The 24892-nt window shown below is 68.4% G+C and carries 32 protein-coding genes and 2 tRNA genes; 15 read left to right on the top strand and 19 right to left on the bottom strand.

Annotated elements, in window-relative coordinates; genetic code table 11:
* Positions 1 to 315, bottom strand: coding sequence for a hypothetical protein (locus EV649_RS16615; protein ID WP_241998280.1), 315 nt, complete (start codon positions 313 to 315; stop codon positions 1 to 3).
* Between the two features lie 82 nt (positions 316 to 397).
* Here EV649_RS16615 and EV649_RS16610 point away from each other — a divergent pair, with 82 nt between their 5' ends.
* Complete coding sequence (locus tag EV649_RS16610; RefSeq protein ID WP_130384340.1) at positions 398 to 781, top strand: VOC family protein; 384 nt, start codon at positions 398 to 400, stop codon at positions 779 to 781.
* A gap of 1 nt (position 782) precedes the next feature.
* On the opposite strand, the gene EV649_RS16605 is transcribed toward EV649_RS16610, so the two are convergent.
* The 5 genes from EV649_RS16605 to EV649_RS16585 form a co-directional block, all read right to left on the bottom strand.
* On the bottom strand, positions 783 to 1340 hold the full coding sequence (locus EV649_RS16605) for a DUF1707 domain-containing protein (protein WP_130384339.1): 558 nt from the start codon (positions 1338 to 1340) through the stop codon (positions 783 to 785).
* Positions 1337 to 2035, bottom strand: a complete 699-nt coding sequence (locus EV649_RS16600; RefSeq protein ID WP_130384338.1) for a PadR family transcriptional regulator — start codon at positions 2033 to 2035, stop codon at positions 1337 to 1339. The genes EV649_RS16605 and EV649_RS16600 overlap by 4 nt, the downstream gene beginning before the upstream one ends.
* A gap of 75 nt (positions 2036 to 2110) precedes the next feature.
* Complete coding sequence (locus tag EV649_RS16595) at positions 2111 to 2803, bottom strand: DUF2993 domain-containing protein (RefSeq protein WP_206751585.1); 693 nt, start codon at positions 2801 to 2803, stop codon at positions 2111 to 2113.
* A 16-nt stretch (positions 2804 to 2819) separates the two neighbouring features.
* Positions 2820 to 3728 carry an NAD-dependent epimerase/dehydratase family protein gene (locus EV649_RS16590; RefSeq protein WP_130384336.1) on the bottom strand — a complete coding sequence of 303 codons (909 nt, stop codon included), beginning with the start codon at positions 3726 to 3728 and terminating at the stop codon, positions 2820 to 2822.
* A gap of 54 nt (positions 3729 to 3782) precedes the next feature.
* The gene (locus EV649_RS16585) at positions 3783 to 4052 is read right to left on the bottom strand and encodes a hypothetical protein (RefSeq protein WP_130384335.1); all 270 of its coding nucleotides are present in this window, start codon (positions 4050 to 4052) and stop codon (positions 3783 to 3785) included.
* Between the two features lie 46 nt (positions 4053 to 4098).
* Between EV649_RS16585 and EV649_RS16580 the strand changes: the two genes are divergently transcribed.
* Positions 4099 to 4707, top strand: coding sequence for an ATP-binding protein (locus EV649_RS16580; RefSeq protein ID WP_130384334.1), 609 nt, complete (start codon positions 4099 to 4101; stop codon positions 4705 to 4707).
* On the opposite strand, the gene smpB is transcribed toward EV649_RS16580, so the two are convergent.
* The 7 genes from smpB to EV649_RS16545 all read right to left on the bottom strand — a co-directional run bounded on the left by smpB (position 4704) and on the right by EV649_RS16545 (position 9961).
* Entirely contained in the window at positions 4704 to 5183 is a 480-nt protein-coding gene (gene smpB / locus EV649_RS16575) for an SsrA-binding protein SmpB (protein ID WP_130384333.1), read from the bottom strand. The two genes, EV649_RS16580 and smpB, sit on opposite strands and share 4 nt — an antisense overlap.
* Before the next feature lie 27 nt (positions 5184 to 5210).
* A tRNA-Arg gene (locus tag EV649_RS16570) sits at positions 5211 to 5283 on the bottom strand.
* A gap of 36 nt (positions 5284 to 5319) precedes the next feature.
* A complete protein-coding gene (locus tag EV649_RS16565; protein WP_241998278.1) occupies positions 5320 to 6609 on the bottom strand; it encodes a S1 family peptidase in 1290 nt (429 codons plus the stop codon).
* 93 nt (positions 6610 to 6702) lie between these two features.
* Positions 6703 to 7308, bottom strand: a complete 606-nt coding sequence (locus EV649_RS16560) for an META domain-containing protein (protein ID WP_130384332.1) — start codon at positions 7306 to 7308, stop codon at positions 6703 to 6705.
* Complete coding sequence (locus EV649_RS16555; RefSeq protein WP_130384331.1) at positions 7305 to 7817, bottom strand: SigE family RNA polymerase sigma factor; 513 nt, start codon at positions 7815 to 7817, stop codon at positions 7305 to 7307. Before EV649_RS16555 ends, EV649_RS16560 begins: the two co-directional genes overlap by 4 nt.
* Before the next feature lie 92 nt (positions 7818 to 7909).
* Positions 7910 to 9217, bottom strand: a complete 1308-nt coding sequence (locus EV649_RS16550; protein WP_130384330.1) for an alpha/beta hydrolase — start codon at positions 9215 to 9217, stop codon at positions 7910 to 7912.
* Between the two features lie 141 nt (positions 9218 to 9358).
* A complete protein-coding gene (locus EV649_RS16545; RefSeq protein WP_241998276.1) occupies positions 9359 to 9961 on the bottom strand; it encodes a hypothetical protein in 603 nt (200 codons plus the stop codon).
* Positions 9962 to 10174: 213 nt separating this feature from the next.
* On the opposite strand from EV649_RS16545, the gene EV649_RS41145 reads away from it, so the two are divergent.
* The 3 genes from EV649_RS41145 to EV649_RS16535 are packed head-to-tail and all read left to right on the top strand — an operon-like array spanning position 10175 to position 11479.
* A complete protein-coding gene (locus tag EV649_RS41145) occupies positions 10175 to 10315 on the top strand; it encodes a hypothetical protein (RefSeq protein ID WP_198682531.1) in 141 nt (46 codons plus the stop codon).
* The gene (locus EV649_RS16540; protein WP_130384329.1) at positions 10312 to 10962 is read left to right on the top strand and encodes an alpha/beta hydrolase; all 651 of its coding nucleotides are present in this window, start codon (positions 10312 to 10314) and stop codon (positions 10960 to 10962) included. The genes EV649_RS41145 and EV649_RS16540 overlap by 4 nt, the downstream gene beginning before the upstream one ends.
* A gap of 4 nt (positions 10963 to 10966) precedes the next feature.
* A complete protein-coding gene (locus EV649_RS16535; protein WP_241998274.1) occupies positions 10967 to 11479 on the top strand; it encodes a GNAT family N-acetyltransferase in 513 nt (170 codons plus the stop codon).
* A gap of 23 nt (positions 11480 to 11502) precedes the next feature.
* Here the strand turns inward: EV649_RS16535 and mscL are convergent, their stop codons facing one another.
* The 3 genes from mscL to EV649_RS16520 all read right to left on the bottom strand — a co-directional run bounded on the left by mscL (position 11503) and on the right by EV649_RS16520 (position 13036).
* Positions 11503 to 11892 (bottom strand): large conductance mechanosensitive channel protein MscL, encoded by a 390-nt coding sequence (mscL, locus tag EV649_RS16530; protein ID WP_130384328.1) that lies wholly within the window; start codon positions 11890 to 11892, stop codon positions 11503 to 11505.
* 116 nt (positions 11893 to 12008) lie between these two features.
* Positions 12009 to 12626 (bottom strand): SAF domain-containing protein, encoded by a 618-nt coding sequence (locus EV649_RS16525; protein ID WP_241998272.1) that lies wholly within the window; start codon positions 12624 to 12626, stop codon positions 12009 to 12011.
* A gap of 59 nt (positions 12627 to 12685) precedes the next feature.
* Positions 12686 to 13036, bottom strand: a complete 351-nt coding sequence (locus tag EV649_RS16520) for an FmdB family zinc ribbon protein (RefSeq protein ID WP_130384327.1) — start codon at positions 13034 to 13036, stop codon at positions 12686 to 12688.
* Between the two features lie 187 nt (positions 13037 to 13223).
* On the opposite strand from EV649_RS16520, the gene EV649_RS16515 reads away from it, so the two are divergent.
* The gene (locus EV649_RS16515) at positions 13224 to 15764 is read left to right on the top strand and encodes a penicillin acylase family protein (RefSeq protein WP_130384326.1); all 2541 of its coding nucleotides are present in this window, start codon (positions 13224 to 13226) and stop codon (positions 15762 to 15764) included.
* Here the strand turns inward: EV649_RS16515 and EV649_RS16510 are convergent.
* Together EV649_RS16510 and EV649_RS16505 are read right to left on the bottom strand one after the other, a co-directional pair.
* Positions 15761 to 16666, bottom strand: a complete 906-nt coding sequence (locus tag EV649_RS16510) for a phosphotransferase (RefSeq protein ID WP_130384325.1) — start codon at positions 16664 to 16666, stop codon at positions 15761 to 15763. The genes EV649_RS16515 and EV649_RS16510 overlap by 4 nt on opposite strands.
* Positions 16659 to 17219 (bottom strand): 5-formyltetrahydrofolate cyclo-ligase, encoded by a 561-nt coding sequence (locus tag EV649_RS16505; RefSeq protein ID WP_130384324.1) that lies wholly within the window; start codon positions 17217 to 17219, stop codon positions 16659 to 16661. The genes EV649_RS16510 and EV649_RS16505 overlap by 8 nt, the downstream gene beginning before the upstream one ends.
* 65 nt (positions 17220 to 17284) lie before the next feature.
* On the opposite strand from EV649_RS16505, the gene EV649_RS16500 reads away from it, so the two are divergent.
* The 8 genes from EV649_RS16500 (at position 17285) to EV649_RS16465 (ending at position 23102) form a co-directional block, all read left to right on the top strand.
* Positions 17285 to 18670 carry a UTP--glucose-1-phosphate uridylyltransferase gene (locus tag EV649_RS16500; RefSeq protein WP_130384323.1) on the top strand — a complete coding sequence of 462 codons (1386 nt, stop codon included), beginning with the start codon at positions 17285 to 17287 and terminating at the stop codon, positions 18668 to 18670.
* 2 nt (positions 18671 to 18672) lie between these two features.
* The gene (locus tag EV649_RS16495; RefSeq protein WP_130385062.1) at positions 18673 to 19146 is read left to right on the top strand and encodes a GNAT family N-acetyltransferase; all 474 of its coding nucleotides are present in this window, start codon (positions 18673 to 18675) and stop codon (positions 19144 to 19146) included.
* Between the two features lie 77 nt (positions 19147 to 19223).
* Positions 19224 to 20450 (top strand): gephyrin-like molybdotransferase Glp, encoded by a 1227-nt coding sequence (gene glp, locus EV649_RS16490; protein WP_198682530.1) that lies wholly within the window; start codon positions 19224 to 19226, stop codon positions 20448 to 20450.
* Positions 20447 to 20965, top strand: coding sequence for a cyclic pyranopterin monophosphate synthase MoaC (gene moaC / locus EV649_RS16485; protein WP_130384322.1), 519 nt, complete (start codon positions 20447 to 20449; stop codon positions 20963 to 20965). The genes glp and moaC overlap by 4 nt, the downstream gene beginning before the upstream one ends.
* Entirely contained in the window at positions 20962 to 21450 is a 489-nt protein-coding gene (locus EV649_RS16480) for a MogA/MoaB family molybdenum cofactor biosynthesis protein (protein WP_198682529.1), read from the top strand. Before moaC ends, EV649_RS16480 begins: the two co-directional genes overlap by 4 nt.
* Complete coding sequence (locus tag EV649_RS16475; RefSeq protein WP_130384320.1) at positions 21450 to 22067, top strand: GNAT family protein; 618 nt, start codon at positions 21450 to 21452, stop codon at positions 22065 to 22067. The genes EV649_RS16480 and EV649_RS16475 overlap by 1 nt, the downstream gene beginning before the upstream one ends.
* Positions 22068 to 22164: 97 nt before the next feature.
* Positions 22165 to 22956: a hypothetical protein gene (locus EV649_RS16470; protein ID WP_130384319.1), complete on the top strand. Its 792-nt coding sequence runs from the start codon at positions 22165 to 22167 to the stop codon at positions 22954 to 22956.
* A gap of 73 nt (positions 22957 to 23029) precedes the next feature.
* Positions 23030 to 23102 (top strand) — tRNA-Ala (locus tag EV649_RS16465).
* A 53-nt stretch (positions 23103 to 23155) separates the two neighbouring features.
* On the opposite strand, the gene EV649_RS16460 is transcribed toward EV649_RS16465, so the two are convergent.
* On the bottom strand, positions 23156 to 23863 hold the full coding sequence (locus EV649_RS16460; RefSeq protein ID WP_130384318.1) for a TetR/AcrR family transcriptional regulator: 708 nt from the start codon (positions 23861 to 23863) through the stop codon (positions 23156 to 23158).
* 84 nt (positions 23864 to 23947) lie between these two features.
* Between EV649_RS16460 and EV649_RS16455 the strand changes: the two genes are divergently transcribed.
* Complete coding sequence (locus tag EV649_RS16455) at positions 23948 to 24829, top strand: SDR family oxidoreductase (RefSeq protein ID WP_130384317.1); 882 nt, start codon at positions 23948 to 23950, stop codon at positions 24827 to 24829.
* Positions 24830 to 24892 lie beyond the last annotated feature (63 nt).

Raw genomic sequence — 24892 nt, 5'->3', positions numbered from 1 at the left:
TCATCGCGTCCAGTCCAGCTGCGCCTCCGGGATCGCCAGACCGCGCCCGAACTCCTTCGCCTCTTCGCGCGCCGCGTCGTCGCCCCGCCGGTACCGGAACACGCGCCCCGGGAAGATCACGAAGATCTCGTGCTCGTCATGAAAGTCGGCGTACCACCCAGGACCGTCGAGACCCCCCGCCAGTACGTCGGCCAACTCCTCCCCACGCTCCACCGAAAACTCGAGCAACGACCACACGGCCGGCTGATCGGTCGACGTACCCTCAACCGCCACCCGACTGACCTTCGTCACCGTCAACGGGACCCCGTCCAACACGGTCCCAACCTTCAAACTCTCAAGAATCAACACACCGTCATACACGCAAGCGACCGTACGCGGCGGCACCGACAATTGCGGTATGGAGATCGGGTACGTCATCTTGTACGTCGGGGATCTGGCGACGTCGGTGGGGTTCTACCGGGATGTGGTGGGGCTTGCGTACAAGTTCACGGATGCGGGGTATGCGGAGTTCGACGCGGGTGGGGTGCGGTTCGCGTTGTACGAGCGGCGGCGGGCGGAGTGGTTGACCGGGCGGGCGGTGACGCCGGGCGCCGGTGGGGAAGTGGTGGTGATGGTGGCGGACGTGGATGCGTACGCCGAGCGGCTGCGTGCGGCCGGCGTACCGGTGCTGAGCGGGCCGGCAGACCGTCCGTGGGGACACCGGACGGTCCACGTCGCCGACCCGGACGGGTTCGTCGTCGAGTTCGCGGAGGAGATCCCGCGGGCTCGTGAGCGGCGGTAGCTCAGCGGTGGTGATGCCAGTGGCGGCGGGACATGCCGCTGATCATGACGATCCAGAACATGCCCCAGAGCAGCCACGGAGCGGTGAGTGCGACCGAGGTGATCACCAGACCGATCATCAGGAACGGCGCGATCATCAGGAACGGCGGCGGCGGACCGGGCCGGCGACGGAGGTTCGCGGGGCCCGGCACGACCCGCAGTTCCGTCGAGCTCGGCAGATCGTCGAACAACGGCTCGAGATCATCGGCGTACCGTGCCCGCGTCACCACCTCGCTCCGCTCCTCGAACTCGACCTGCGTCAACCGGCCGGCCACGAAGTGGTCGCTCAGCAACGAAACGGCCTGGTCCCGTTCGGCGTCACCGATCCGCACCCGCTTCCGAGGCACGTCGGCCCGCGCGGCCTCCTGTGGCTGATCCCAGCCGGCCTGGTTCCACGCGCGACCGCGCCAGTCACCGGCTGACTCGTCGTACCAGCCCGGACCACTCCAGCCCGGGCCGTTCCAGCCTTGCCGCCTGCCGGGACCGCCTCCGCGTCGGCGGTCCCGGTCGGCGGGGCTCATGAACGGTCCTGCTGGTCCGTGCCGTCGTCTTCCTCGGCGAGGATGCCGTACAGCTTCCGGCGCAGGTCGGCGACCGCGTCGCGCGCCTTCGCCTGCTGCTCCGGCGTACCGCTCGCCAAGATCTGCCACATCGCCGTCGCGACCTGCCCGAACAGTGGCTTGAACCCGTTCTCGTCGTCACCGTCCGCCGGCGCGCTCATCGCGGCCCACGGCGCGGACACCTCGTCCTGGTGCTCGGCGACGTACGCACGTCCCTCGTCGGTCAGCCGGAACGTCCGCCGCCCGACCTCCGCGTCAGCCGTCACCAGACCCTCGTCCTCGAGCTGCTGCAGCGTCGGGTAGATCGAGCCCGGGCTCGGCTTCCACATGCCGCCGCTGCGCTCCGCGATCTCCTGGATGATGCCGTAGCCGTTCATCGGCTGCTCGGCGAGTACGGCGAGGATCGCCGCCCGTACGTCGCCGCGCCGCGCCTTCGGGCCCCGCCAGCGCGGCGGCGGTCCCCACGGCGGCCCGAACATCTGCCCGCCGCCGAACATGCCCCACGGCGGCCCGAAGTGCTGCTGGTGACTGTGTCCCTGGTGCCCGCGGCGGCCGCTCATCGCCGCGCGCAACTCGTCCTTGATGTCGTCGAAGGTTGAACAGTGCCGCGCGAACTGCGCCCAAGGCCAGCCCGCGGCGTACGCCGATCCGGTCATCTGGACCACCCGTCCCTCACGAAAGTGATTGCGATAGTTCGACGATATATCGCGAACGATCGCAACCCAAGAGACTCACGCGTTGAACTTCAGGTCCTTCACCTCGGCGGTCAGGACGACGGAGTTGTCCACGACGCTGATCCCGGTGAGCTGGGCGCCGAACGGCAGTTCGGGGATCGTGATGCCGCTGGCGAGCTGGCTGCGGATCGCGCTCTGCACGTACGACGGGATCGAATCGGACAACTGCCCGAGCGTCAGTGCGACCCGACCGTCCTTGACCTGCGGCGTGATCGGTACGTCGATGCTGATGCCGCGCACCGTCGCCTTCGCCTGCAGCTGACCGCTGACGACCGACATCGACAGCCCCTCGAGCCCGGTACTGCGCACCGCGAGCCGAGCCAGCTCCCGCGGCGACAACTGCAGCCGCAGATCGGTCGCGTCGACGGTCACCGCACCGGACTGCTGCGTCAGCAGCGATCGCGGCACGTGCACGTTCTGCAGCTCGACCTTCAGATCCTCACCAGGTACGCCGGAGAAGGTCGGTTTCTCCATCGTCAGCGTGACCTTGGAGAAGTCCTCGTTGATCAGCTGCGGCAGGAACCCGAAGCCGCCGATCTTCACCGAGGTGCCGGCCGAGCGTACGTCGTACTGCTTGGCCTCCTTCTCCGCCATCGACGCGAGCTGGTTCTCCGCCACGTACGCGGCGACGCGGTCGACGACGATCGCCAGAACCGCCAGCACCACCAGCGTGACGACAAGGCGGCGCAACCACCGGCGCGGTCTCCTAGAGCTCATTCCTGCCCTTTCCGATCATTTCCCGGAGCGCGTCGGCGGTCGGTGTGGGCTTGATGCCGAAGGCAACAGTCGCGGCGGTCGAGTCGACGACGAACGGCCGCTGCCACTGGTACAGCATCTCCACCATCTCCCGCGCGGCCGGGTCGACGAGTCCCGCAAGCCGCAGTACCAAGGTAGGCATCGACGCAACCTTCGCCGGCGGCGCACCCGCCAGTTCGGCGGCGCTGGTCGCCAGCTCGCGCACCGACAGCGGCTCCGGCGTCGGAACATGCCAGGCCCGTCCCCACGCGCTCTCGTCGTCGGCGACCGCGATCAGCAGCCGCGCGACATCACCGACGTACGTCCAGCTGTGCGGTACGTCGAGATCGCCCGGCATCATCCCGCGTTTCCCGGCGATCACCTTCGGCAACATCGTCACGCTGAACGGTGAGACCGCGCCCGCACCCAGGTAGTCGGACCCGCGCACCTCCGCGGTCCGGATCCGCCCCGCCTGATGCGCGGCCAGGGCGGCGGCCCAGACCTTCGCCCGCACCTGCCCCTTCACGGTGTTCGGCAGCAACGGCAGGTCTTCGCTCATCGGCCCGTCCACCGCGCCGTACCCGTAGAGATTCCCGGTGCTCACCAGCACCGCTCCCGACGCCTCGGCTGCCGCGACCAGAGCCGCACCGAGCCGCGGCCACTCGCTAGCCCACTTGTTGTACGGCGGGCCTGCGCACGAGTAGATCGCTGTCGCGCCCGCGACGTAGTCCGTCAGCCCGTTCTTGGCGTCCGCGGTGACCCGCTCCGCCCCGTCCGGCCCGCCTCCGGACCTCGTGATCACTCGGACCTGCTCACCCCGTGCCACCAACAGCCGGGCGACCACGCTCCCCACGGCCCCAGCTCCGACGACAACCTGCACGCCTTACCCCTTTGACTCGACGAAACCCTCAGTATCCCGGGGGCGTCGGGTCGTTTACGACGGGATCCCGCTGCGCAGGCGAAGCTCGTCACGGATCACGGGCGGCACGGGCAGCCGGTACTTCTCCAGGGCCCTCGCGTAGGCACGCAGCGACATCGCCAGACGTCCGGCGTCGCTGCGGGTGTTCTCGCCCTGACGTCGTGGACCGCGCGCCAGGCGCTCGGCGGCGCGGGCGGACACGACCTCCGCGAACAGGTGCGAGAGGTCGTCGTTCACAACCGAGCGGCGGCCGACATCGGCAAGGAGGGAAGTTGGCCTAGACATCGGCATCGCCTCATAGGGCCCGCGGGTTCCCGACACGCCGCCTGGTATGCCATCGCTCCGGAATGCTGCCAGTCTATCCGCACTAGCAATGGGTGGAGGCTTGGAAAGGATGTTCCTGCTTCAGATGTCGGGCGTTCCAGGGTCTGGGAAGTCCACCGTCGCAGCGCACGTCGTCGACACCTTCGATGCGGTTGCCATCGACTACGACGTGATTCTGACCGCTGTTCTCGACGGAGGCGTCGACGTTGCCGGTCGTTCCAAGGCGGCGTACGAAGTCCTGTACGCGGTGACGCGCAGCGTGCTCGGCCAGGGGCGCTCTGTGGTCGTCGACAGCCCGTGTTTCTGGCCGCGGATCCTCAACGAGGGCATGGAAATCGCCCGGGCACACGATGCGACGTACCGCTACATCGAATGCCAGGTTCATGATCTGAAGGTCGTCGACGAGCGCCTCAGCGCTCGGCCGCGGCTGCGGAGCCAGCGTCGCGGCGTGAGCATTCCGCCGGTCGACCTCGGCGACCAGCCGGATGACGGGGAGACGGGGTTTCGCGAGTGGTTGGACCGCGTCCAACGTCCCGCGGACAACTACCTCCTGTTGGACATGCACCGCCCACTGTCCGACGTACTGCCTGAGGTCGACCTCTACCTGAAGGCCTAGTCCCTACGGCCCTTCAGTCGACGGCTCACCGCACGCTCGACCTCCCGGGCCGCCTCGCGTTCGGCGAGCGTATGCCGCTTGTCCCAGGTCTTCTTGCCCCGCGCCAGGACGATCTCCACCTTCGCGCGACCGTCCTTGAAATACAGGCTCACCGGGACGATCGTCAGCCCACCCTCGTTGACCTTGCGCTCGATCTTGTCGATCTGAGCCCGATGCAACAGCAACTTCCGCTTACGACGCGATCCGCCGTTGAACCAGCGAGACTGCGAGTACTGCGGGATGTGCACCCCGTGCAACCAGATCTCCCGCTCCTCGACAATGGCGAACCCACCAACCAGCGAAGCCCGCCCAGCCCGAAGCGCCTTCACCTCAGGCCCCTGCAACACAATCCCCGCCTCCCAGGCCTCACCCAGGTGATAGTCATGCGCAGCCTTCCGATTCCGCGCAACAACAGGCTCCGCCTCAGACTTCGTCACACACCAATTCTGCCCGACAGCCTTGGGTGCCCCCGGCAGGATTCGAACCTGCGACGCACGGTTTAGGAAACCGACGCTCTATCCCCTGAGCTACGGGGGCGCACGCGGGGACAGCTTAGCGGAGTTGGGGGGTGGGTCAGCCGGTGAGGGCGGTGACGCCGAGGTGGCCGGTGATGGAGTTGTAGCGCTCGGCGTAGAGGGTGGTGCAGCGGGAGGCGGCGCAGCCGGCGCCGGCGAAGGCGATGCCGCGGATGGTGGCGGAGCTGGTGCCGCGCCGGGAGTAGACGGGCCCACCGGAGTCGCCGCCGACGATCGCGACCAGACCGCCGCGGGTGGCGCGGATGACGTACGTCGTGCAGCCGTCGGTGTCGCAGTACTTCGCCGACGTCGAGCGGACCGTGAGATTGCAGAGCGACGTACTGAAGCTGCCGGACTGGCAGATCACCGTGCCGACGCCGGGGTCGCCACCGCCGGTGACGGTGCGCGTGTTGGCGGTGTCGCCGGGACCGTCGGTCCAGATCTTGGCGCCGTACGCGCTGCCGGTGACCAGGGACTGGTCGTAGTCCGGGTAGTTGGTGCGCACTGTCGTGGTGCCGTAGTAATTGGTGCCCGACTTCCAGACCGTGCCAGGGCCGCCGCAATGCCCTGCGGTGACGGAGCCGCGCTGGCCGTTGGAGCGCCGTACGACGGAGAATCCGGCGGTGCAGTTCTTTAGTGCGGACGTGATCCGGGCACCGCCCCAGTGGCCGCCCTTCGGGGTGTCGCTCAGCCGGGACGTGCGTGCGAGCGAGCCGGCGACGAGTTGTACGCCGGACAGGTCGCGGAGCCCGGCCAGCGAAGCGGGAGAGGTCGTCGCCTGGTCGTACTCGACGACGACGTTCTCACTCACCGGGTCGAGGTCGGCGGCGTACGTCGTACGCGACGCGTCGGAGGACCATGACCGGTCGCCGACCGCGTTCCAGGCGTCGGCGATCGACTGGGCCGAACGACAGCTGCGCTCCACCTTCACCAACGGCTTGCCGGCCGCGGGCAGGTTGCGGGTCATCGCGGACTCGTACTTCTTTGAATCCAGCTTCGCGGAGTCCACCACCACCTTGTAGCCGGTCGTGGCCGAGCCGACCACGCCGATGACGCCCTGGCTCAGCCCGTACGGCAGACCGGACGTCGGGCGGCCGGTCGCGTCCAGCGGTTCGAGGGAACGGACCCCGGCGGAGATGCCGTCACCGAGCGACTCACCGAGCGGTCGCGCATCGGACGCGGACGTCGGCTGCGCCAGCCGCGTCGCCTCGGTCGAGCTCACACTCGGTTGCGCGTGGGAGCACGCCGCAGCACCCGTCACCGCGCCCGAGGAGGGTGTCGTGAGGGCGACTGCGAAGAGTGAGATGGAGCCGAGTGTGACCAGCGGGACGGTTACAGAGAGTCGCACAAAGCTCCCCAGATCGGTGGACCAAACCACTAGATGGTCCGTTCAAGAACTCCGTTCCGTCAAGACCTGATCACCGTCCGCGAACAGATTCGACTACCGTGCGCGAGCGTAACTCGCAAGTTGACGCCCGTCGGCACCAAAGAACTGCAGCGTGTCGGCGCTGATCGCGATCCGCTTGGCGGCGTGCAGTACGCCGGTGTGCGGCACGTTCTCGCACCCGACGAGGTGCTGCGGACCGGAAGTCGCGCTGAACGCGCCACGCTGACCGATGCTGAACGTCCCCTGCAGCCCGTTGCAGCCGTCGGAGCCCGTCCATGTGCCGTCCGGCTTGAACACCAGCACCGGGTCCTCCGGCCGGGCGGCCTTGAGCGTCTTGGCGCCGACCATCTGCACTGGTCGCCAAGTGCCGGCCACGGTCTGGGCCGAGACCACCTGTGGTGTCGCACTCGCCGACGCCGGTGCCTGCCCGCCGGCGACCGGCGGCTGCGTCGGCTGGTTCCGCGACCCGGCCAGCCCGAACCCGGCGACCGCGATCGCAGCCACCGCGACGGCGGCAGCGCCGGAGACGACCCAGGTACGCCGCTGCGCGCGACGGGCGCCCGTGGTGGCGCGCTCGGTCAGGTCCACGGCCTGCGGCACTGAGGCCGCGGCGCGTTCGAAGGTACCTCGCAGGTCATCCTCGAGATCGGTGTTGCTCACGACAACCTCTCATCAACACGGTTGGACTCGCTGGCCCCTGAATAGGCCGGCCGCCGCCGGAGCGACGCGAGCGCTCGGCTCGCGGTCGCACGCACGGAGGACGGTTTGATGCCGAGCACGTCGGCGATCGTCTGGTCGTCCAGGTCCTGGTAGTAGCGCAGGACCAAAACGACCCGTTCCCGGGCGGACAGCGTCGCCAGAGCGCGCCACAGGTCGTCGGAGTTGGCGACACTCGTGGCGTGGTCGGGCACGGTGCGCTGCGGGTCGAGGTCGGCCGTCGGCGCCTCGGTGAACGAGCGCCGGCGCGTCATCGACAAGTACTCGTTCACCAGGATCCGCCGGACGTAGTGATGCGGATCGTCCGCGTTGCGCACCTTCCGCCACGAGCGGAACGCCTGCATCAGCGCGATCTGCGCCAGGTCCTCCGCACGCTGGTAGTCGCCGGAGACCGTGAACCCGAGCCGCACCAGTTCCTGTCCACGGGCGGACACGTACTCCTCGAACTCCACTCGCCACTCCCTGGCTGGGCGTACAACTCCTCACACCTATTAGACGCATCGAGCCGCCCACGTGCTGCAACCGTTCGCGCACAGTTCGATCTCTAGTGGAGCAGGAACTCCCGCACCGCCGCCTTCCCGCGCGGGTCCCGCTGCACGCTGTGACCGCTTCCCGGTACGACGACCAACTCGGCGTCCCGTGCGTGCGCCTTCTCCCATCTGGCCCAGTCGAGCGGGCAGAACAGGTCGTTGTTCCCGTGCAGGATCAGCGTGCGCGGCGTCAACTCCTTCCCGGCCGGGTACGTCGACACGCGGTCAGCCGGCCAGCGTAGGCAGCCCTGGATCATCAGCTGGTCGCGTGCGGTCGCCACGTCGTACGGGTACAGCTGCTTCGGGTCCAGGCGACGTACCGCGTCGTCGAGGGCGGTCTTGCGGTCGGGCTTGCCGGACCAGGGAAAGCGCAGGTCCGAGCAGAGGGTGGCCATGTGGAGGCCTGCGGACAGCGTGTCGAAGGACAGGCCCTTGCTGGTGGTCCGCTGGAACAGGTTCTTCAAACCGACGTCGTTGCCGCTGCGTGCGGAGTGGAGGACGGCCGGGATTCCCTTGAGAGACGGGTTGACCGAGTTGAGGCTCGCGACGGCCAGCGACTCCATCAGGTCCGTGCCGCTGACGCCGTGCTGCACCAGCCACGCCAGGTCCGCCACCGGGTCCGTCTTGCACGCGGGATCCTGGTCGCAGGTGGCCTTGAGGACACCAGTGCTCGCAGCCATGAGATCCGCACCCATCGGGTCGAATCCCTTGTGCGGTACGACGGAGTCCAGCACGAGCGCCTGCACGTGGCCCGGGTACTTCAGGCCGTACTGCGCCGCGGTGAAGCTGCCGTACGACGTCCCGTCGATCGTGAGCCGATCCACCTTGAGGACCTGGCGGAGCTGCTCGATGTCGTCGACGGTGTCAGGCGTTCCGTAGTACCCGGCGCCGGACCCGATGTGCTCGGCGCACTCGTCGACAGCCGTGGCCGGTGGAGTCAGGAAGTCCGAACCGCCCACAGTCTCTTGCAGAGAAGGGCAATTGATGCCGTCGCGACCTGTGCCGCGCTGGTCGAACCTCACGAGTCGGTACTCGCGCAGCACGTCAGGGTGCACGTTGCGTCGCAGGTTGGGGAGGAGCGGTACGCCGGGTTGCCCCGGGCCGCCCGTGAGCAGCAGGAGGACGCCGCGGGACGCGTCGACGTTGTCGGCGGCGATGACGGCGAGGTCGAGCGACGGGCCGTCCGGGCGTTGTCGATCGAGCGGGACGTGCAGCGTGGTGCAGGTGAAGCCCGGCGTACAGGGTGTGTTCTCGTCGGCTGCCGGAGCCGAGCAGGCGGTGCAGGCGAGGGCGAGCGCGCACAGCAGCCGGATCGTTCGCATGCGCCCTCCCTCAGTGCGAGGGTGCGGCACACGCGGCGTCCGCCGCAACCTGCCTCGCGGGTCGACCTCGAAAGGGACCCGCAAGGCAGGCGCGGGTAGACCCCACTTCGGACGGCTTCGGGGTGCGCGTCCGGCGCGGGGTCAGCGCAGGCCGAGCGACTTCGTCAGCTCGGCGGTCACCTGGCGCGGCGCCGGCAGTGTGCCGGGCTTGCCCTGACCTTCCAGCGAGGTCGCCACCAGACGGTGGCAGCCGAAGGATTCAGCGGTGAACGACAGGACGCCGCGATCGTTGTCGGTGAACCGCAGCACGTACGTGGGGCCGAGTTCCTTGGTGCACATGCTCGGCTTCTTCGCGACGGGTTTCGCCGCGTTGACCAGGGCGAACAGGTCGGTCGCCTGCTTGCCCATGCGCTTGGTGGTGATCGTCGCGTAGTTCTGCCCGGTCGCCTGTGCGTCGTACTGGCAGATCGTCACGCTGACGGGGTTGAACTTCGACGTGGCCGCGCCCTGTCCCCACACCACCTTGTCGGTGGCAGTGCGGACGGCTGTGATCGTCTCGGGGCAGTCCGTGCTCGGCGTACCGCTGGGGCTGGCTGACGGGGTGGGCGGCGTGCTGGTCACCGTTTGGGTGGGCTGGGCGGCGGGCGGGGACGAGGCGTCCTCGGTGCCGCAGGCGGCGGCAACTCCGAGCACAACCACGACAAGCGTCGCACCGATCAGGCCCCGTGTCCGTTGTGCACTCACGACTCGGTCCTTCCGGGTTGGCAAGGTCCACCATGATGGTGGAACGGGGTCACACCGCGCGTGCCGGAACATCACGGCGGCGCGTCTTTCCGGTCACGCCGCGGGATCGAGCCCCAACCGTGGCACAGCTGTAACGTGCGCGCACTGGTCACCTACCCCCAGGTCACCGCGCAGCACTCCCGGAGAGCTCCGGTGACTCGGTAATCTGGAGGCATGACGAGCCCGTACGAAGACGACGAGCCGCTGCTGCCGGAGCAGACGCGGGACGACGACCCGCGGACCTGGGGTGACAACGACCACGGCAGCGACGACGACGAGCGCATTCTGAACGAGGTCCCCCCGCACCACGGATGACAGCGTCGGTGTTCCTCGTCCATGGCGGCCTCTGGGACGCCATGGACGCCGAAGCGTTCTGGGGTACGACGGGAATCATTGACGGACTGTCCGCGGCGCTCGCGCCGGAGGGCATGGAGCTACTGGCGCCCGACCGGCCGCAGCGAGCCAGTGCGTGGGACGTCGAGGTCGCGGCACTGGGTGAACAGCTGGCGAAACGTTCCGGACCGGTAAGAATCGTTGGGGCCTCCAATGGATGTACCGTTGCGGTCCTGCTGGCGTTGAGGTTTCCGGAGCTGGTCGATCGCCTCCTCCTGGCGTGGCCCGCGACCGGCGACGACGCCGCCGCGAATGAGCGCGCGCACGCCGGGATGGTGAACCGTGGGTGCCCGCCGGCGGCCGCGGACGAACTGCTCGCGGGCGGCATCCTGCGGGGCGTATCGGATGCAGAGCTGGCTTCGCTGACACGAATTCGGGTGGCGGTGCTGCCTTCGGTACCGGAGAATCCATCGCATCAGCGGAAGACGGTCGACGCCTTGCTGCGGTCGATCCGGGGGAGTCGTGAGCTGGCTGGGTGTCCCGAACCGCCGACGCCCGCCTTCCGTACGAGGAACGACCCGCCGTACCTGGATCAGCTGCTGCGAACGATCGTGGAGTTCGTCAACTGAGGGGATGAGCGTGGAGCTTCGGGGGTTCGCCGACGGGTACGGCGTGCAGGTCGCGGACTGGGCCGCGAACGCGAAAGAAGTGGCGTTGCTGTCCGGGCGGGTGGTCTATCCGTTCCCGGAGGAACTGCGGACGAGCTGGCGGACGGTCGACTCGGACATCCACTCCTATCTGCTGTTCGACGGCGATCGGCCGGTCGGGTACGGCGAGGTCTGGCTCGACGACGAGGAGGACGAGGTCGAACTCGCCCGGATCATCGTGGACCCGGAGGTCCGTGGTCGTGGGGTCGGCGGTGAACTCGTGCGGGCACTGCTCGGGCCGGCTCTGGAGGCCGGGTACTCGGAGGTGTTCGTGAGGGTCCGTCCGGAGAACGCCCCGGCGATCCGGGCTTACCACGGCAGTGGCTTCGTCGACGTCCCTGCCGCCTTGATGGAGGAGTGGAACGACGGGCAGCCGGTCCCGTACCGCTGGATGCGTTATGCCGGTGAGCAGGTGGGCGCCGGCGAGCTCAGGGGCTGAGGATTTGCGCCCACCTGCTGGGGTTATGACTGGCGGGTGCGCAGCAGGTCCCGGATCTCGGTCAGCAGCTCCTGTTCGGTGGTGAGCGGGTCCGGCTCGGGCTCCTGGCCGCGCTTGCGGCGCTCGGCCAGCTTGTTCAGCGGCATCACGATGAAGAAGTAGACGGCTGCGGCGACGAACAGGAAGCCCAACGCCGCGTCCAGGATCAGGCCGATCGAGAACTGAGCGCCGTTGATCTTGAAGTTCCAGACACCGGTGAGGTCCGCCTTGCCGAAGATCGCGGCGATCAGCGGGTTGATCAGCCCGTCGACGATCGCGCCGATGATCTTGGTGAACGCTGCGCCGATGACGACGGCGACCGCAAGGTCGACGACGTTGCCGCGCATGATGAATTCCTTGAAGCCCTTGAGCATGTGGTGCCTCCACGAAGCGGGTGGTTGTACCCGGACAACGTAGGGGTGCACTTCCGTCAGGGCGAGCGACCGCGCCGGAACGCGACACATCGTGCCGACGCAATCCCGAAGAGTGATCAGCTCGTGTCCGGCGTCAGGGCCACGGTGATACGTGAGTTCGAACTGGCCTGGGCCAACCGGGTGGCGACTTCCGGGGTGGTCGCGACCACGATCAGCGCGCCGGACGTGGTCGATCGAGGCGTCGGCAGAGCGATCACGGGCACGGCGCGGGCGAGCTGGCTCGCGGCGCCTGCGGTCGCGCTGTCGGCGGCGTACAGATTGATGCGGTCGCCGACCCGGAGGAGCGCGGTGATGTCCGCGTCGTCGACGCGGAACGGATAGGCGAGTGAGCCGGGCGGCACGGCGGGTGGTGCCAAGAATCTGGCGTCGGTGAGTGGTTCGCCGGCTCTGACCGGTCCGCTGAGCACGCGGGTGGTCAGTTCACTGCCGGGTCTGAGTGCACCGGCGGGCACGGAGCCGGGTGGCAGGTCGACGGTCCGCAGGTCGTCGCGCGTCGGGGCGACGCCGCCGGTGAGGTCGCGCGCGGCGGCCAGCACCGCGACCGTCGGTGGCGGCGCGGGGGAGAGGGCGAGAAGTCCGAAGTACACGGCGGCCGCGGCGGCGACGCCGGCGAGGAGCCGGCGGTGCCACCGGGCGGCACGCAACAGGTCACGAAGCAGGGAAGGGATTTTCATGCCGGAGAAGATACGAGTTTCGCCGGCAGCCGCCCTTCAGTTATCCACAGGGTGCGCGGTCAGGCCGCGCTGGTGCCCGAGGACGAGCTGCTCGAGGACGAACCCGAAGACGAGGAACCGGAGGACGACGAACCATTCGACGACCCGGAGGAACCCTTGGACGACGAGTCGGAGGACGAGGACCCCGACGAGGACGACGACTCGGCCTTCGCCGGCACCGAGCTCTTGCCGGACGACCGGCTGTCGTTCCGGTAGAAACCGGAACCCTTGAACACGACGCCCACGGCGTTGAAGACCTTGCGCAGGTTCCCCTGGCAGTTCGGGCACACGGTCAGAGCATCGTCCGTGAAGCTCTGGCGCACCTCGAGCGCTTCACCACAGTCGGTGCACTGGTACTGGTACGTCGGCACGGTCGGTTCCCTTCAAGCCGCTGGCACTCCTACTACCCGACTGCTAATAATGCGCCAGCCGACCGAAGTATTCCAAACCCGCCCTCGCCTACCTCAACTCTGCGTCCCTGTCCAGAGGACGCAGAGCAACGCAAAGTTGTGAGGGACCCCATTTGGGGAGGGCGGGGGGATTCTCTACGGTTGGTCCGTGCCACGCCTGCTTCGAGTCGTCGTCATCAGCGGAATCGCCCTCGCCACGGTCCTCCTGGTGATCGCCGGTACCGTCGTCTTCGTCGTCCGCCACTCGTTCCCGACGTACGACGGAACCATCGAGCTGAACGGCCTGGACGCCGAGGTCAGCGTGGTCCGGGACACCAACGGAATCCCGCAGATCTACGCCGACACCCCCGCCGACCTGTTCGCGGCGCAGGGGTACGTGCACGCGCAGGACCGGTTCTTCGAGATGGACTTCCGCCGGCACGTCACGTCCGGCCGGTTGAGCGAGCTGTTCGGCAAGACCGCGCTCGAGACCGACAAGTTCGTCCGGACGCTCGGCTGGCGGCGGGTGGCGGAGAAAGAGTTGCCGCTGCTCAGCCCGACCACCCGGCAGTACCTCGACGACTACGCCCGTGGCGTCAACGCGTACCTCTCCACGCACAGCGGCTCCGGTCTCAGCCTCGAGTACGGCGTACTGTCCCTCCAGCCCGGCGGGCCGAAGAACTACACGCCGGAGCCGTGGACCGCGGCCGACTCGTTGTCCTGGCTGAAGGCGATGGCGTGGGACCTGGGCGGCAACCTGGACGAGGAGGTCACCCGGACGAAGCTGCTCGCCGCGATGCCGGCGCGCAACGTCGAGAGCCTCTACCCGCAGTACCCGTACGACCGGAACCAGCCGATCATGTCTGCCGGCTCGATCGGCAAGGACGGCAAGTTCACCACCGCTCCGGTCAGCACCGAGGTACGGCGGAGCATGCTCACCCAGGACCTGCTCAAGTCGCTGGACTCGGTGCAGAAGGTCGCCAAGGGCCTGCCCGAGCTGCTCGGCCAGGGTGACGGCGTCGGATCGAACTCCTGGGTGGTCTCGGGTGACCACACCACTACCGGCAAGCCGCTGCTGGCCAACGACCCGCACCTCGGCGCGACCATGCCGGGGATCTGGACGCAGGTCGGCCTGCACTGCAACAACGTCGGCAAGGCGTGTCCGTTCGACGTCTCCGGCTTCAGCTTCTCCGGCCTGCCCGGTGTGGTGATCGGCCACAACAACGCGATCTCCTGGGGCTTCACCAACCTCGACCCGGACGTCCAGGACCTGTACCTGGAGCGGATCGAGGGCAACAACGTCCTCTACAACAACAAGTGGCGGGCGATGGCCTCCCGCGAGGAGACGTTCAAGGTGGCCGGCCAGGACGAGCCGGTGAAGATCACCGTCCGCGAGACCCGGCACGGTCCGCTCATCTCGGACGTCGACGAGGACGAGCGCAAGATCGGCGAGTCGGCTGCGGCGCAGGCGAAGTACCCGACGGCGTACGGCGTCGCGCTGCAGTGGACGGCACTGAACCCGGGGCGGACCGCTGACGCGCTGTTCGCGATCAACACCGCGCAGAACTGGAGCCAGTTCCGCGCCGCCGCGCAGCAGTTCCAGGTGCCCTCGCAGAACCTGGTGTACGCCGACACCGACGGCCACATCGGCTACCAGGCGCCCGGACTGATCCCGATCCGCACCACCGGCCGCGGTGACTGGCCGGTCCCGGGATGGGATCCGAAGTACGCGTGGAAGGGGTACGTCCCGTTCGACGCGTTGCCGAGCGAGTTCGACCCACCGGACGGCATCATCGTCACCGCGAACCAGGCCGTCGTACCGAACACGTACACGTACTACCTGACCAACTCCTGGGACTACGGCTACCGCTCGCAGCAGATCCTCGACCGGATCAAGGCGGCCGGGAAGCTGGACGCGAACGCGATGGCGTCGATCCAGCTGGACACCAAGAGCAAGGCCGCCGAGATGCTGGTGCCGTACCTGCTCCGGATCAGCATCGACGACACGTTCGACAAGCAGGGCCAGGACGTCCTGAAGAACTGGGACTTCACCCAGCCGCCGGACTCGGCGGCCGCGGCGTACTTCAACGTGGTCTGGCGCAACCTGCTCGCGCTGACCTTCCACGACCAGCTCCCCGAAGGCACCTGGCCGGACGGCGGCTCACGCTGGTTCGAGGTGATCCACAATCTGATCGGGCAGCAGAACAGCGGCTGGTGGGACAACATCGGGACGCCGCAGCGGGAGAGCCGGGACGACATCCTCCGCGAGGCCCTGATCAACGCGCGGACCGAGATCACCCAGAAGATGGCGCGGGAGCCGGCCAACTGGCAGTGGGGCCGGCTGCACAAGCTGACGCTGACCAACCAGACCCTGGGCAAGTCCGGGATCGGACCGGTCGAGAAGATCTTCAACCGCGGCCCGTACGAGCTGGGCGGCGGTACGTCGATCGTCGACGCCACCGCCTGGGACGCCGCCGAGGGGTACGACGTGACCGCGACCCCGTCGATGCGGATGGTCGTGGACCTGTCGGACTTCGACAAGTCCCGCTGGGTCAACCTGACCGGTGTGTCCGGCCACGCGTTCTCGTCGAACTACACCGACCAGACCGACCTGTGGGTCAAGGGCGAAACCCTCCAGTGGGCCTACACCAAGGGCGCCGTGGAGGCGACCCGCAAACACTCCCTGACCTTCACCAAGCCGGAGCGCTAACGGCCACCTGCGAACGGCATGTCTCGCCACTGGGCGGCGAACATGCGGATGCCGTCGGCCAGGGCCGGGAACTGCGGGACCAGGGGAGTGCAGACCAGGACCTGCAGTGCGCGAGCCAGGTCCATCATCTGCTGGACCTGCGGGTCCAGCGTCGGGAGACCGCGGGAGCGTGCGCCCTCGTCGTACGCGCGGCACAGGTCGGGGCCGAAGCCCGCGAGGTCCCACTCGAGCGGACCGATCGTCACGTCCTCGAAGTCGGCCCACAGCGGGCCGTCGACGGCGGTGATCAGGTTCCACGACGGTGCGTCGCCGTGCAGCGGCTGCACGGTCGCGGACGGGAAGGCCGCCTCGAACCCGGCCCTGCTGGTCAGGATCGGCTCCAGCACCTTCCACTCGGCTCTTGCCCGGTCCACGTCCTCCTGCTCGAGCAGACCCGGCACTGCCTCGGCCGCTGCCAGGCCCGGGCCGATCAGCCGCAGGGGAGTCATCCACGGCAACTCTCCCGGGTACTTCGCGAGCTGGGCGTGCAGTTCGGCTACGCGGGCGGTCGCCCCGACGTAGTCCGGTTCAGCTGCCTTGTCCACCTCGACGTACGTCCAGAAGGTCATGGACAGTCCGTCCTGCTCCTTCGGCTCCAGCGGCACCAGTGGACTCGGCGGCACTACGGGGAACCCCTGTCCCGCCAGCCACGCCACTACGTCCAGCTCGCGCTGCTGGCGCCGTACGGCGGGCTCTGGTTCCTGTAGGCCGCCTGGGAGGTTCATCGGCACCCGTGCGACCACTGGGGATGGCAGCAGGTGCACGACTGTCGAGAACGCCTCGTAGAGGACAGTCGGGTCGGTGACCGTGAGGCCGAGGGTGCGTGCGGCTGTGGCTGCGGCTTGGACCGCGGTCTCAGTCATCCCCCGATCCTCGCAGCGGGATCAAGCGATTTGGCGTCAGCGCGGCGTCCACCGGCCTGTCGTGTGGGTCGGACGGCAGGGCGTCGACGATCTCCGTGTCGTACACGGCGGCCCAGACCGGCGTACCAGGGCGGACGCGGGCGAGCGCACGGTCGTACGAGCCTCCGCCGCGGCCGAGGCGTACGCCGTCATGGGTAACCGCTACGGCTGGGCAGATGACCAGATCGGCGGTAGCGATCGCGTCGGAGCCCAGGTCGGTCGGCGGCTCGGACAGACCGAGCCGGCCAGGCACCAGGTCGGCTGCGCCGGGTGCAATGCCCCAGCCCAGGTCGTTGTCGGCGTACAGGATCGGTAACAGCACCTCGCGGTTCGTCGCGAGCAGCCAGTCGATCAGGGCACCGGTCTGCGGCTCAGGTCCCATGGACACGTAGAGAGCGACGCGGTACACCTCGGGCAGCACCTGTTGGGCGCTCGCCAGCAGTCCTGCCGCGTGCGGCCGCAGCCTTCGCGCCTCCAGGAAATGCTGCCGCGCCGCGGCCTTCGTCCGGAACACGTTCTGATCGTATGAGCGTGACGCGCGCAACACTGGGATTGCCTGCCGTCCCCTAGGGTTGGTGCATGGGTGAGGTGGGTCTCAGACAAGCGCAGGAGAAGATGCGCGCGGCCGGTGCTGCCGACGTCGCGATACGTGTCTTCACGCACTACTACCGGCTGCTCGAGTCCGGACAACAGGGAAAGATCCGCGAGGACGACATCGAGCCGGTGGGCGATCTGCCGCACCTGGAGCACCTGGACACCGACCCGGAGGCGCTCCGCGCCGCGCTGGCCGAGACTGTGGTCATCAAGCTCAACGGCGGTCTCGGTACGTCGATGGGCGTCACCGGCCCGAAGTCCGCACTACCGGTCAAGGACGGGCTGAGCTTCCTCGACATCATCGCCCGCCAGATCCTGAGCACCCGGCGCGCGTACGACGTACCGCTGCCGCTGGTGCTGATGAACTCGTTCCGCACCAAGACCGAGTCGCTGCAGATCCTCAGCGAGTACGACGGACTCGCGGTGGACGGCCTGCCGCTCGACTTCCTGCAGAACATGGAGCCGAAGCTGCTCGCCGACGATCTGACGCCGGCCGAGTGGGAGCCGGACCCGGAGCTCGCCTGGTGCCCGCCCGGGCACGGTGACCTGTTCACCGCGTTGGTTGCCTCGGGCACCCTCGACGCGCTGCGGGATCACGGTTTCCGGCACGCGTTCATCTCCAACGCGGACAATCTCGGCGCCACCGCGGACCCGCGGATCGCGGCCTGGATGGCGGAGCACGACGTACCGTTCGGGATGGAGGTCTGCCGGCGGACGCGGTCCGACCGCAAAGGCGGGCACGTCGCGGTGCGGAAGTCCGACGGACGGCTGATCCTGCGGGACAGCGCGCAGGTGGCCGACGAGGACACGCAGTACTTCCAGGACGTCACCCGGCACCGGATGTTCAACACGAACAACCTGTGGATCGACCTGGACCGGCTCGCCGAGCTGATGGACGGGCACGACGGGATCCTGGGGCTGCCGATCCTCGTGAACCGCAAGACCGTCGACCCGGCCGACCCGTCCTCGCCGAAGGTGATCCAGCTGGAGACCGGGATGGGGACCGCGATCGAGACCTTCCACGGGTCCCAGGCGGTGATCGTGGACCGCAGCCGGTTCAAGCCGGTGAAGACGACGAACGACCTGCTGGTGCTGCGCTCGGACGTGTACGAGCTCGACGAGACCGGCGACCTGACCACGACGCACGAGGGCGACGAGCCGTACGTCGACCTGGACCCGGAGTACTTCAAGATCCTCGCCGACTTCGACGCCCGGTTCCCCGCCGGGTCGCCGTCCCTGGTCCGGGCCGACCGGCTGGAGGTGCACGGCGATGTTGCCTTCGGCAAGGATGTGGTGGTGGTCGGGGACGTCGAGGTGACCGCGCCGGACGGTGAGCGCCGGGTGATCCCGGACGGGACCGAACTGCGTTGAGCGTGGGCGACCTGCTCGTCCGGCCGCTGGAGCCCTACGACACCGACGAGGCCGCTGCGGTCTGGTGGCGCTCACGGCACACAGAGGACTCCCAGCTGCCGCCCGCGATCCACACCGCGGAGCAGGTCGCCACGTGGTTCACCGACGTACTGCTCCCGGACGCGCAGACCTGGGTCGCCCTCGACGACGGCCGGATCGTCGCGGTCCTCACCCTCGACGGTGACGACCTCGACCAGTTGTACGTCGCCCCGGATGCGGTCGGCCAGGGCATCGGCTCGGCCCTCGTCGACCTCGCCAAGGATCTTCGCCCCGGCGGTCTGGCGTTGTGGACGTTCCAGACCAACACGCGCGCGCAGGCCTTCTACCTGCGGCACGACTTCCGTGAGGTACGCCGTACCGACGGCTCGGCGAACGAGGAACGTGCCCCGGACGTCCGCATGGTCTGGGGCAATCACCCCGAATCGGACCCTGCCTAGAACTCAACCGGACTTCTTCGCGCACCCGTCCGGAACTTGGCGTCGAAACGTGCGAGCCGTGGATTAGGGTCGAGCTCGTGAGACGGAGTGTGGATGAGCATCTAGACGTCGTACTCGGACGGGTGGCGGCCCTGCCGGCGTTCGACCAGCCGTTGATGGACGCGGTCGGGTTGGTGCTCTGCGAGGACATCGTCTCGGGGGTGAGCCTGCCGGGGTTCGACAACTCCGCCATGGACGGGTACGCCGTTCAGGCGGGTGACCTGGCCGGGGCCTCGGACGAGAACCCGATCGGCCTGCCGGTCGTCGGGGAGTTCCGGGCCGGGCGCAGTGAGCCGATCGTGGTGACCCCCGGGACCTGTGTGCGGATCATGACCGGTGCGCCGATGCCGCGTGGGGCGGACAGTGTCGTGCCGGTCGAGTGGACCGACGGCGGGACAGTCACCGTGCGGATCACGCAGCAGCCACCGCTCGGTGCCTCGGTGCGGCGCGCGGGTGAGGACGTGACGGCCGGGGCGCAGGTGCTCGCCCGCGACACCGTCCTCGGTCCGCGGCAGATCGCCGTTCTCGCCGCGGTCGGGCGGGCCCGGGTGAAGGCGCGTCCGCGACCACGGGTCGTGGTGATCTCGACCGGGGCCGAGCTGCGGGAGCCGGGGAGCCGGCTGGGTGACGGGCAGATCTACGACTCGAACAGCTACACCCTCGCGGCGTGCGCGCGGGACGCCGGGGCGGTGGCGTACCGCGTCGGCATCGTCGACGACGACCCGAAGCGGATCATGGACACGCTGTCCGACCAGTTGGTGCGTGCCGACCTGGTCATCACCACCGGAGGCGTCAGCATGGGCGCGTACGACATCGTGAAGGAGGAGCTTTCGAAGCTCGGCACGGTGGACTTCCCGCAGGTCGCGATGCAGCCGGGCAAGCCGCAGGGGTTCGGCGTGATCGGTGAGGACGAGGTGCCGATCTTCACGCTGCCCGGCAACCCGGTCTCGGCGTACATCTCGTTCGAGGTCTTCGTGCGGCCGGCGCTGCGCAAGATGATGGGGCAGATGCCGTACCGGCGGGCCCTGGTGCCCGGCGTGACGCTGGACGGGTTCAGCTCGCCTGCGGGGCGGCGGCAGTTCGTCCGCGCTGCGGCCACGTCCGGCGACGAGGGCTGGATGGCCAGTACAGTCGGCGGGCACGGCTCGCACCTGCTCGGCGGGTTGAGCCGGGCGAACGCACTGATCGTCGTGCCCGAGGACGTGACCTCGGTCCGGGCCGGCGATCAGATCGAGCTGATGCTGCTGGACAAGGAGACGGGATGACGCAGGACCCGGCCGCGACGACCACCGGCTCCGGTACGCCGGGACCCGGTGGGCTGACGCACGTCGACGAGACCGGGGCCGCGCGGATGGTGGACGTGTCCGCGAAGGACACCACGGTCCGGCGAGCTGTTGCCAGCGGCAAGGTTCTCGTCTCGGCCGAGGTGGTCGCGGCGCTGCGCGGTGACGGCGTACCGAAGGGGGACGCGCTCGGCGTCGCCCGGATCGCCGGGATCATGGGCGCGAAGCGGACGCCGGACCTGATTCCCCTGTGCCATCCCATCGCGATCACCGGGGCCAAGGTCGACCTGGAGGTCGCGGACGACGCTGTACTGATCCAGGCTCAGGTGAAGACCACCGACCGGACCGGTGTCGAGATGGAGGCGTTGACCGCGGTCGCCGTCGCCGGGCTGGCCGTGATCGACATGGTGAAGGCGCTGGATCCGGCTGCCGTACTGACCGACGTACGGGTGGAGCTGAAAGAAGGCGGTAAGACCGGGCACTGGGAGCGACCGTGAGGGCTCTCGTCGTCAGCGTCTCCAACCGTGCAGCCGCTGGCGTCTACACCGACACCACAGGTCCGCTGATCGCGGAGCGGCTGGCCTCTTGGGGCTTTGACGTCTCAGGACCTCAGGTGGTCCCGGACGGTGCACCGGTGGGGGAGGCGCTACGTGCGGCGGTCGAGGCGTCGTACGACGTAGTGCTGACGACAGGTGGTACCGGGATCTCGCCGACTGACGAGACACCCGAGCAGACGGCCGCTGTGCTGTCGAAGGTTGTGCCGGGGATTGCTGAAGCCATCCGGGCGTATGGCGTGGCGAACGGCGTACCGACGGCTGCTTTGTCACGCGGGCTGGCCGGCGTCGCGGGTACGACGGTCATCGTCAACCTGCCTGGTTCGCGGGGCGGTGTGAAGGACGGTCTCGCCGTACTGGAGCCGCTGCTACGACATGCGGTCGAGCAAGTGCACGGTGGGGACCACGTGCGGACGGACGTCGACTGATGGCAGTCGTGCAGTGGCCTGTGGAGCTGAAGCACGGGCAGGTCGGGCTGCGGCCACTGCGGGCCGGCGACGGAAGCGAGTGGGCCGCCGCGCGCCAGCGAAACGTTAGTTGGCTGCGACCCTGGGACGCGACCCAGCCACCCGGTGCGGACGACGGCGCGCGGACGTTCCGCGCGATGGCACGCGACTGGAACCGGCAAGCGCGGTACGGACGGATGCTGCCGTTCGTCATCACGTACGGCGGTGCAGCGGGCGCCGGCGCGCGAGCGAAATGGCCGCTGGTCGGGCAGCTCACCGTGTCCGGAATCACCTACGGATCGGCGCGCTGGGCGAACCTCGGCTACTGGGTCGACGAGCAGTACGCGGGTCGCGGCATCGTGCCGACGGCAGTCGCGATGGCCGCCGATCACTGCTGGTTCACCCTTGGCCTGCATAGGATCGAAGTGGCGATCCGCCCGGAGAACAAGGCAAGTCTGCGTGTGGTCGAGAAGCTCGGCTTCCGGTTCGAAGGCGAGCGGCCGCGGTTCCTGCACATCGACGGCGACTGGCGCGATCACCGCATCTTCGCGCTCAATGTCGAAGAGGTCGGGCCCGGTCTCGTAGCGCGATTGCGTTGACTACCCTGCGTGCTATTCACATCAGTCACACGAGTCTTCTTGCGACACACCGTCCCACGTACCTCATCTGGCCCTATCCGCACCTTAGCGTCGTCGCATGGGGACGACAGGGCTGATCTATGTGGCGATCGTCGCCGCGTGGGCCGCCTACCTCGTCCCGATGTTGCTGAAGCGGGGCGAAGAGGCGCGGCGCCGTCCGGTCGTGCCGTCGTCCGACGAGGCGCGCGTACTGTCCCGCGACTCGTCGCGGACGCGGTACGTCGTACGCCCGCCCGGAACCACCGTCGCCGACGACTCGTCGCCACCCAAGCGGTACGTCCCCAACCGAGCCCGCCGGGTGGCCGCCATGCGCCGCCGGCGGGTGCTGTCGATCCTGACCCTTTCACTGCTGTCCGTCGTGGCGCTCGCAGGTCTCGCGATGCTGCCGTGGTGGACGGTGGCGATCCCGGGCACGTTGATCGCCGGCTTCGTCGTACTCACCCGAGTGCAGCTGCGCCGGCAGGCTCGCACGCGGACGCAGACCGCCGCCGAACGTCGTGCCCGCGCGCAAGCTCGCCACGACCGCGGCCCGGCCGGCAAGCCGGCGCCGTCGCCCGACGAGGAGATGACCATCGAGGTCAAGCTCCCCGCCGAGCCCGATCCGAAGCCTGCAGCGGCGAAGGAGAAGCCGGCCGCTGAGGGTCTGTGGGACCCGGTGCCGGTCACGCTTCCGACGTACGTCATGAAGGAAAAGGCGCCCGACCGCACGGTCCGGACGATCTCCCTCACCGACGACGAAGTCTTCTCCAGCGCCCGTACGACGGACCCGTCCGAGAGGCCCGCCGCAGCCGAAGCTCCGGCCCCCCAGCAGGCCGAAGAGGTCGATGTGAAGCGGGCCGTCGGCGACTGATAACCGGTTTTAGTCTGCGGGCCTCTACGTGTTAGAGTTTCGCGGTCGCCAGGGAAACCAGGCGACCAGCTTTGGGGCTGTGGCGCAGTTGGTAGCGCGCTTCGTTCGCAACGAAGAGGCCAGGGGTTCGAATCCCCTCAGCTCCACGAAGCCGATAGGCGACTCGTGTCCCCAGAGAGCGGGGACCGGGTCGCCTTCGTCATTTGTGCGGCAGCGCTTCGCTTGCCGCGAGCGGGGGCTCCGCCACCCGCACCCCCCCTGCGCCTTCGCTTCGCTCGGCTCCTGGGTCGGGTTGGGCAGCTAGCTCGCCTGTTGTGGCTGGGTTTGGCGGTTGGCTGAGTGCTGTGGTTGCTGCTTTTAGGTCTTTTAGGGCTGCTGCGGTGTGGGGGGCTAGGCCTGCTTCGTCTTGTTCTAGGGCTGTCCAGGTGGCGTAGCCCTGTTTGAAGGCTAGGACTCCTAGCTCGGCTGCTAGGTGGGCGATGGGGTCTGGGACGCCTCTTGTTTTTAGGGCGTCTGTCATGGCTTTGGCTAGGCCTACGGTTTTTAGGGCGTCGCGTTCCTGGAGTTCTGTGCTGGTGGCTATGGCTGCTTTCAGGCGGGGCGCCAGGTCTCGGTTCATGGGTCCCATGGCGTTTGAGGCTCGTTCCAGGCCGGCTGCTACTGCCTCGAGGGGGGTGGCGTGCTCGGGGGCTGTGGTGATGCCTTCGACCAGTAGGCGGCTCAGGGTTTCTTGGCCTGCTACCAGGAGTTCTCGCTTGTCGGGGAAGTGGCGGAAGAACGTGCTCTTGGTGACGCCGGCGCGTTCGGCGATCTGCGCGACGGTCGTGGCGTCGTACCCCTGGTCGGCGAACAGGTCGACCGCGGCCAGGACCAGTCGATCGCGTGCGCCGGGTTGCCATCTAGCCATGGGGTCATTCTAGGTGATGGGACCTTTGTCCCGTCGGGTGCTACGGTGATGGGATAAAGGTCCCATGACATTGAGGAGCGTTTCATGCAGGTCTTCATCACTGGCGGTACCGGGCTGATCGGCTCGGCCGTCGTTCGCGAGCTGCTCGACAACGGGCACTCGGTGCTCGGGCTTGCCCGTTCCGACTCGTCCGAGGCGGCTCTCCGGGAGGTGGGTGCGGCGACCGTTCGCGGCGGCCTCGCTGACCTGGATGTGCTGCGTACCGGTGCGGCCAAGTCCGACGGTGTGATTCACCTTGCCTTCAGCAACGACTTCAGCAGTCCGGAGGCGCTCGCGGCGGGGATCGCCGAGGAGGGTGCCGCGCTGCAGACGTTGGGGGATGAGTTGGTGGGCAGTGATCGTCCGCTCGTCACGGTGTCGGGTACGCCGTGGGTGCCCGGCCGGACGTCTACGGAAGCGGACTCGCTGCCGATCGACGGACCGGTCGGCGGTCGCGGCCGCTCCGTCATGGCGACGCTGGAGTTGGCTTCGCGCGGTGTCCGGAGTGCGGCCGTCCGCATGCCGCGCACTGTTCACAATCAGGGCGACGGTGGATTCGCCGGCCTGCTCACTCAGATCGCGCGCCAGAGCGGTGTGTCCGGGTATCCAGGTGACGGTACGCAGCGCTGGCCCGCCGTACACGCCCTTGATGCAGCGGTCCTGTTCCGGCTGGTGCTCGAGAACGCGCCGGCTGGAACTGCCTGGCATGCGGTGGATGACGAGGGCGACGCCGTACGCGACATCGCAACGGTCATCGGCCGGCGCCTCGGCTTGCCGGTCGAGGCTGTCCCGGAGGCGACGTACGGTCCGCTCGGCCCGATCTTCGCAACCGACCAGCCGTCGTCCAGCGCCCACACCCGCGAGGCGCTCAACTGGCACCCCCAGTACCCAAGCCTGCTCGAGGACCTGGAGAACCTCCAGCCCTGACCGTCTAAATATGAGACATCAGCTAATCTTGACTCATTCCAGAAAACGCGGAAGACTCTGGGA

This window comes from Kribbella sp. VKM Ac-2569 (genome assembly GCF_004216905.1).
In the GTDB taxonomy this organism is placed as follows: domain Bacteria; phylum Actinomycetota; class Actinomycetes; order Propionibacteriales; family Kribbellaceae; genus Kribbella.
Note: the sequence above shows the minus strand (reverse complement) of the source record. Positions and strands in the feature narration are given on the sequence as shown.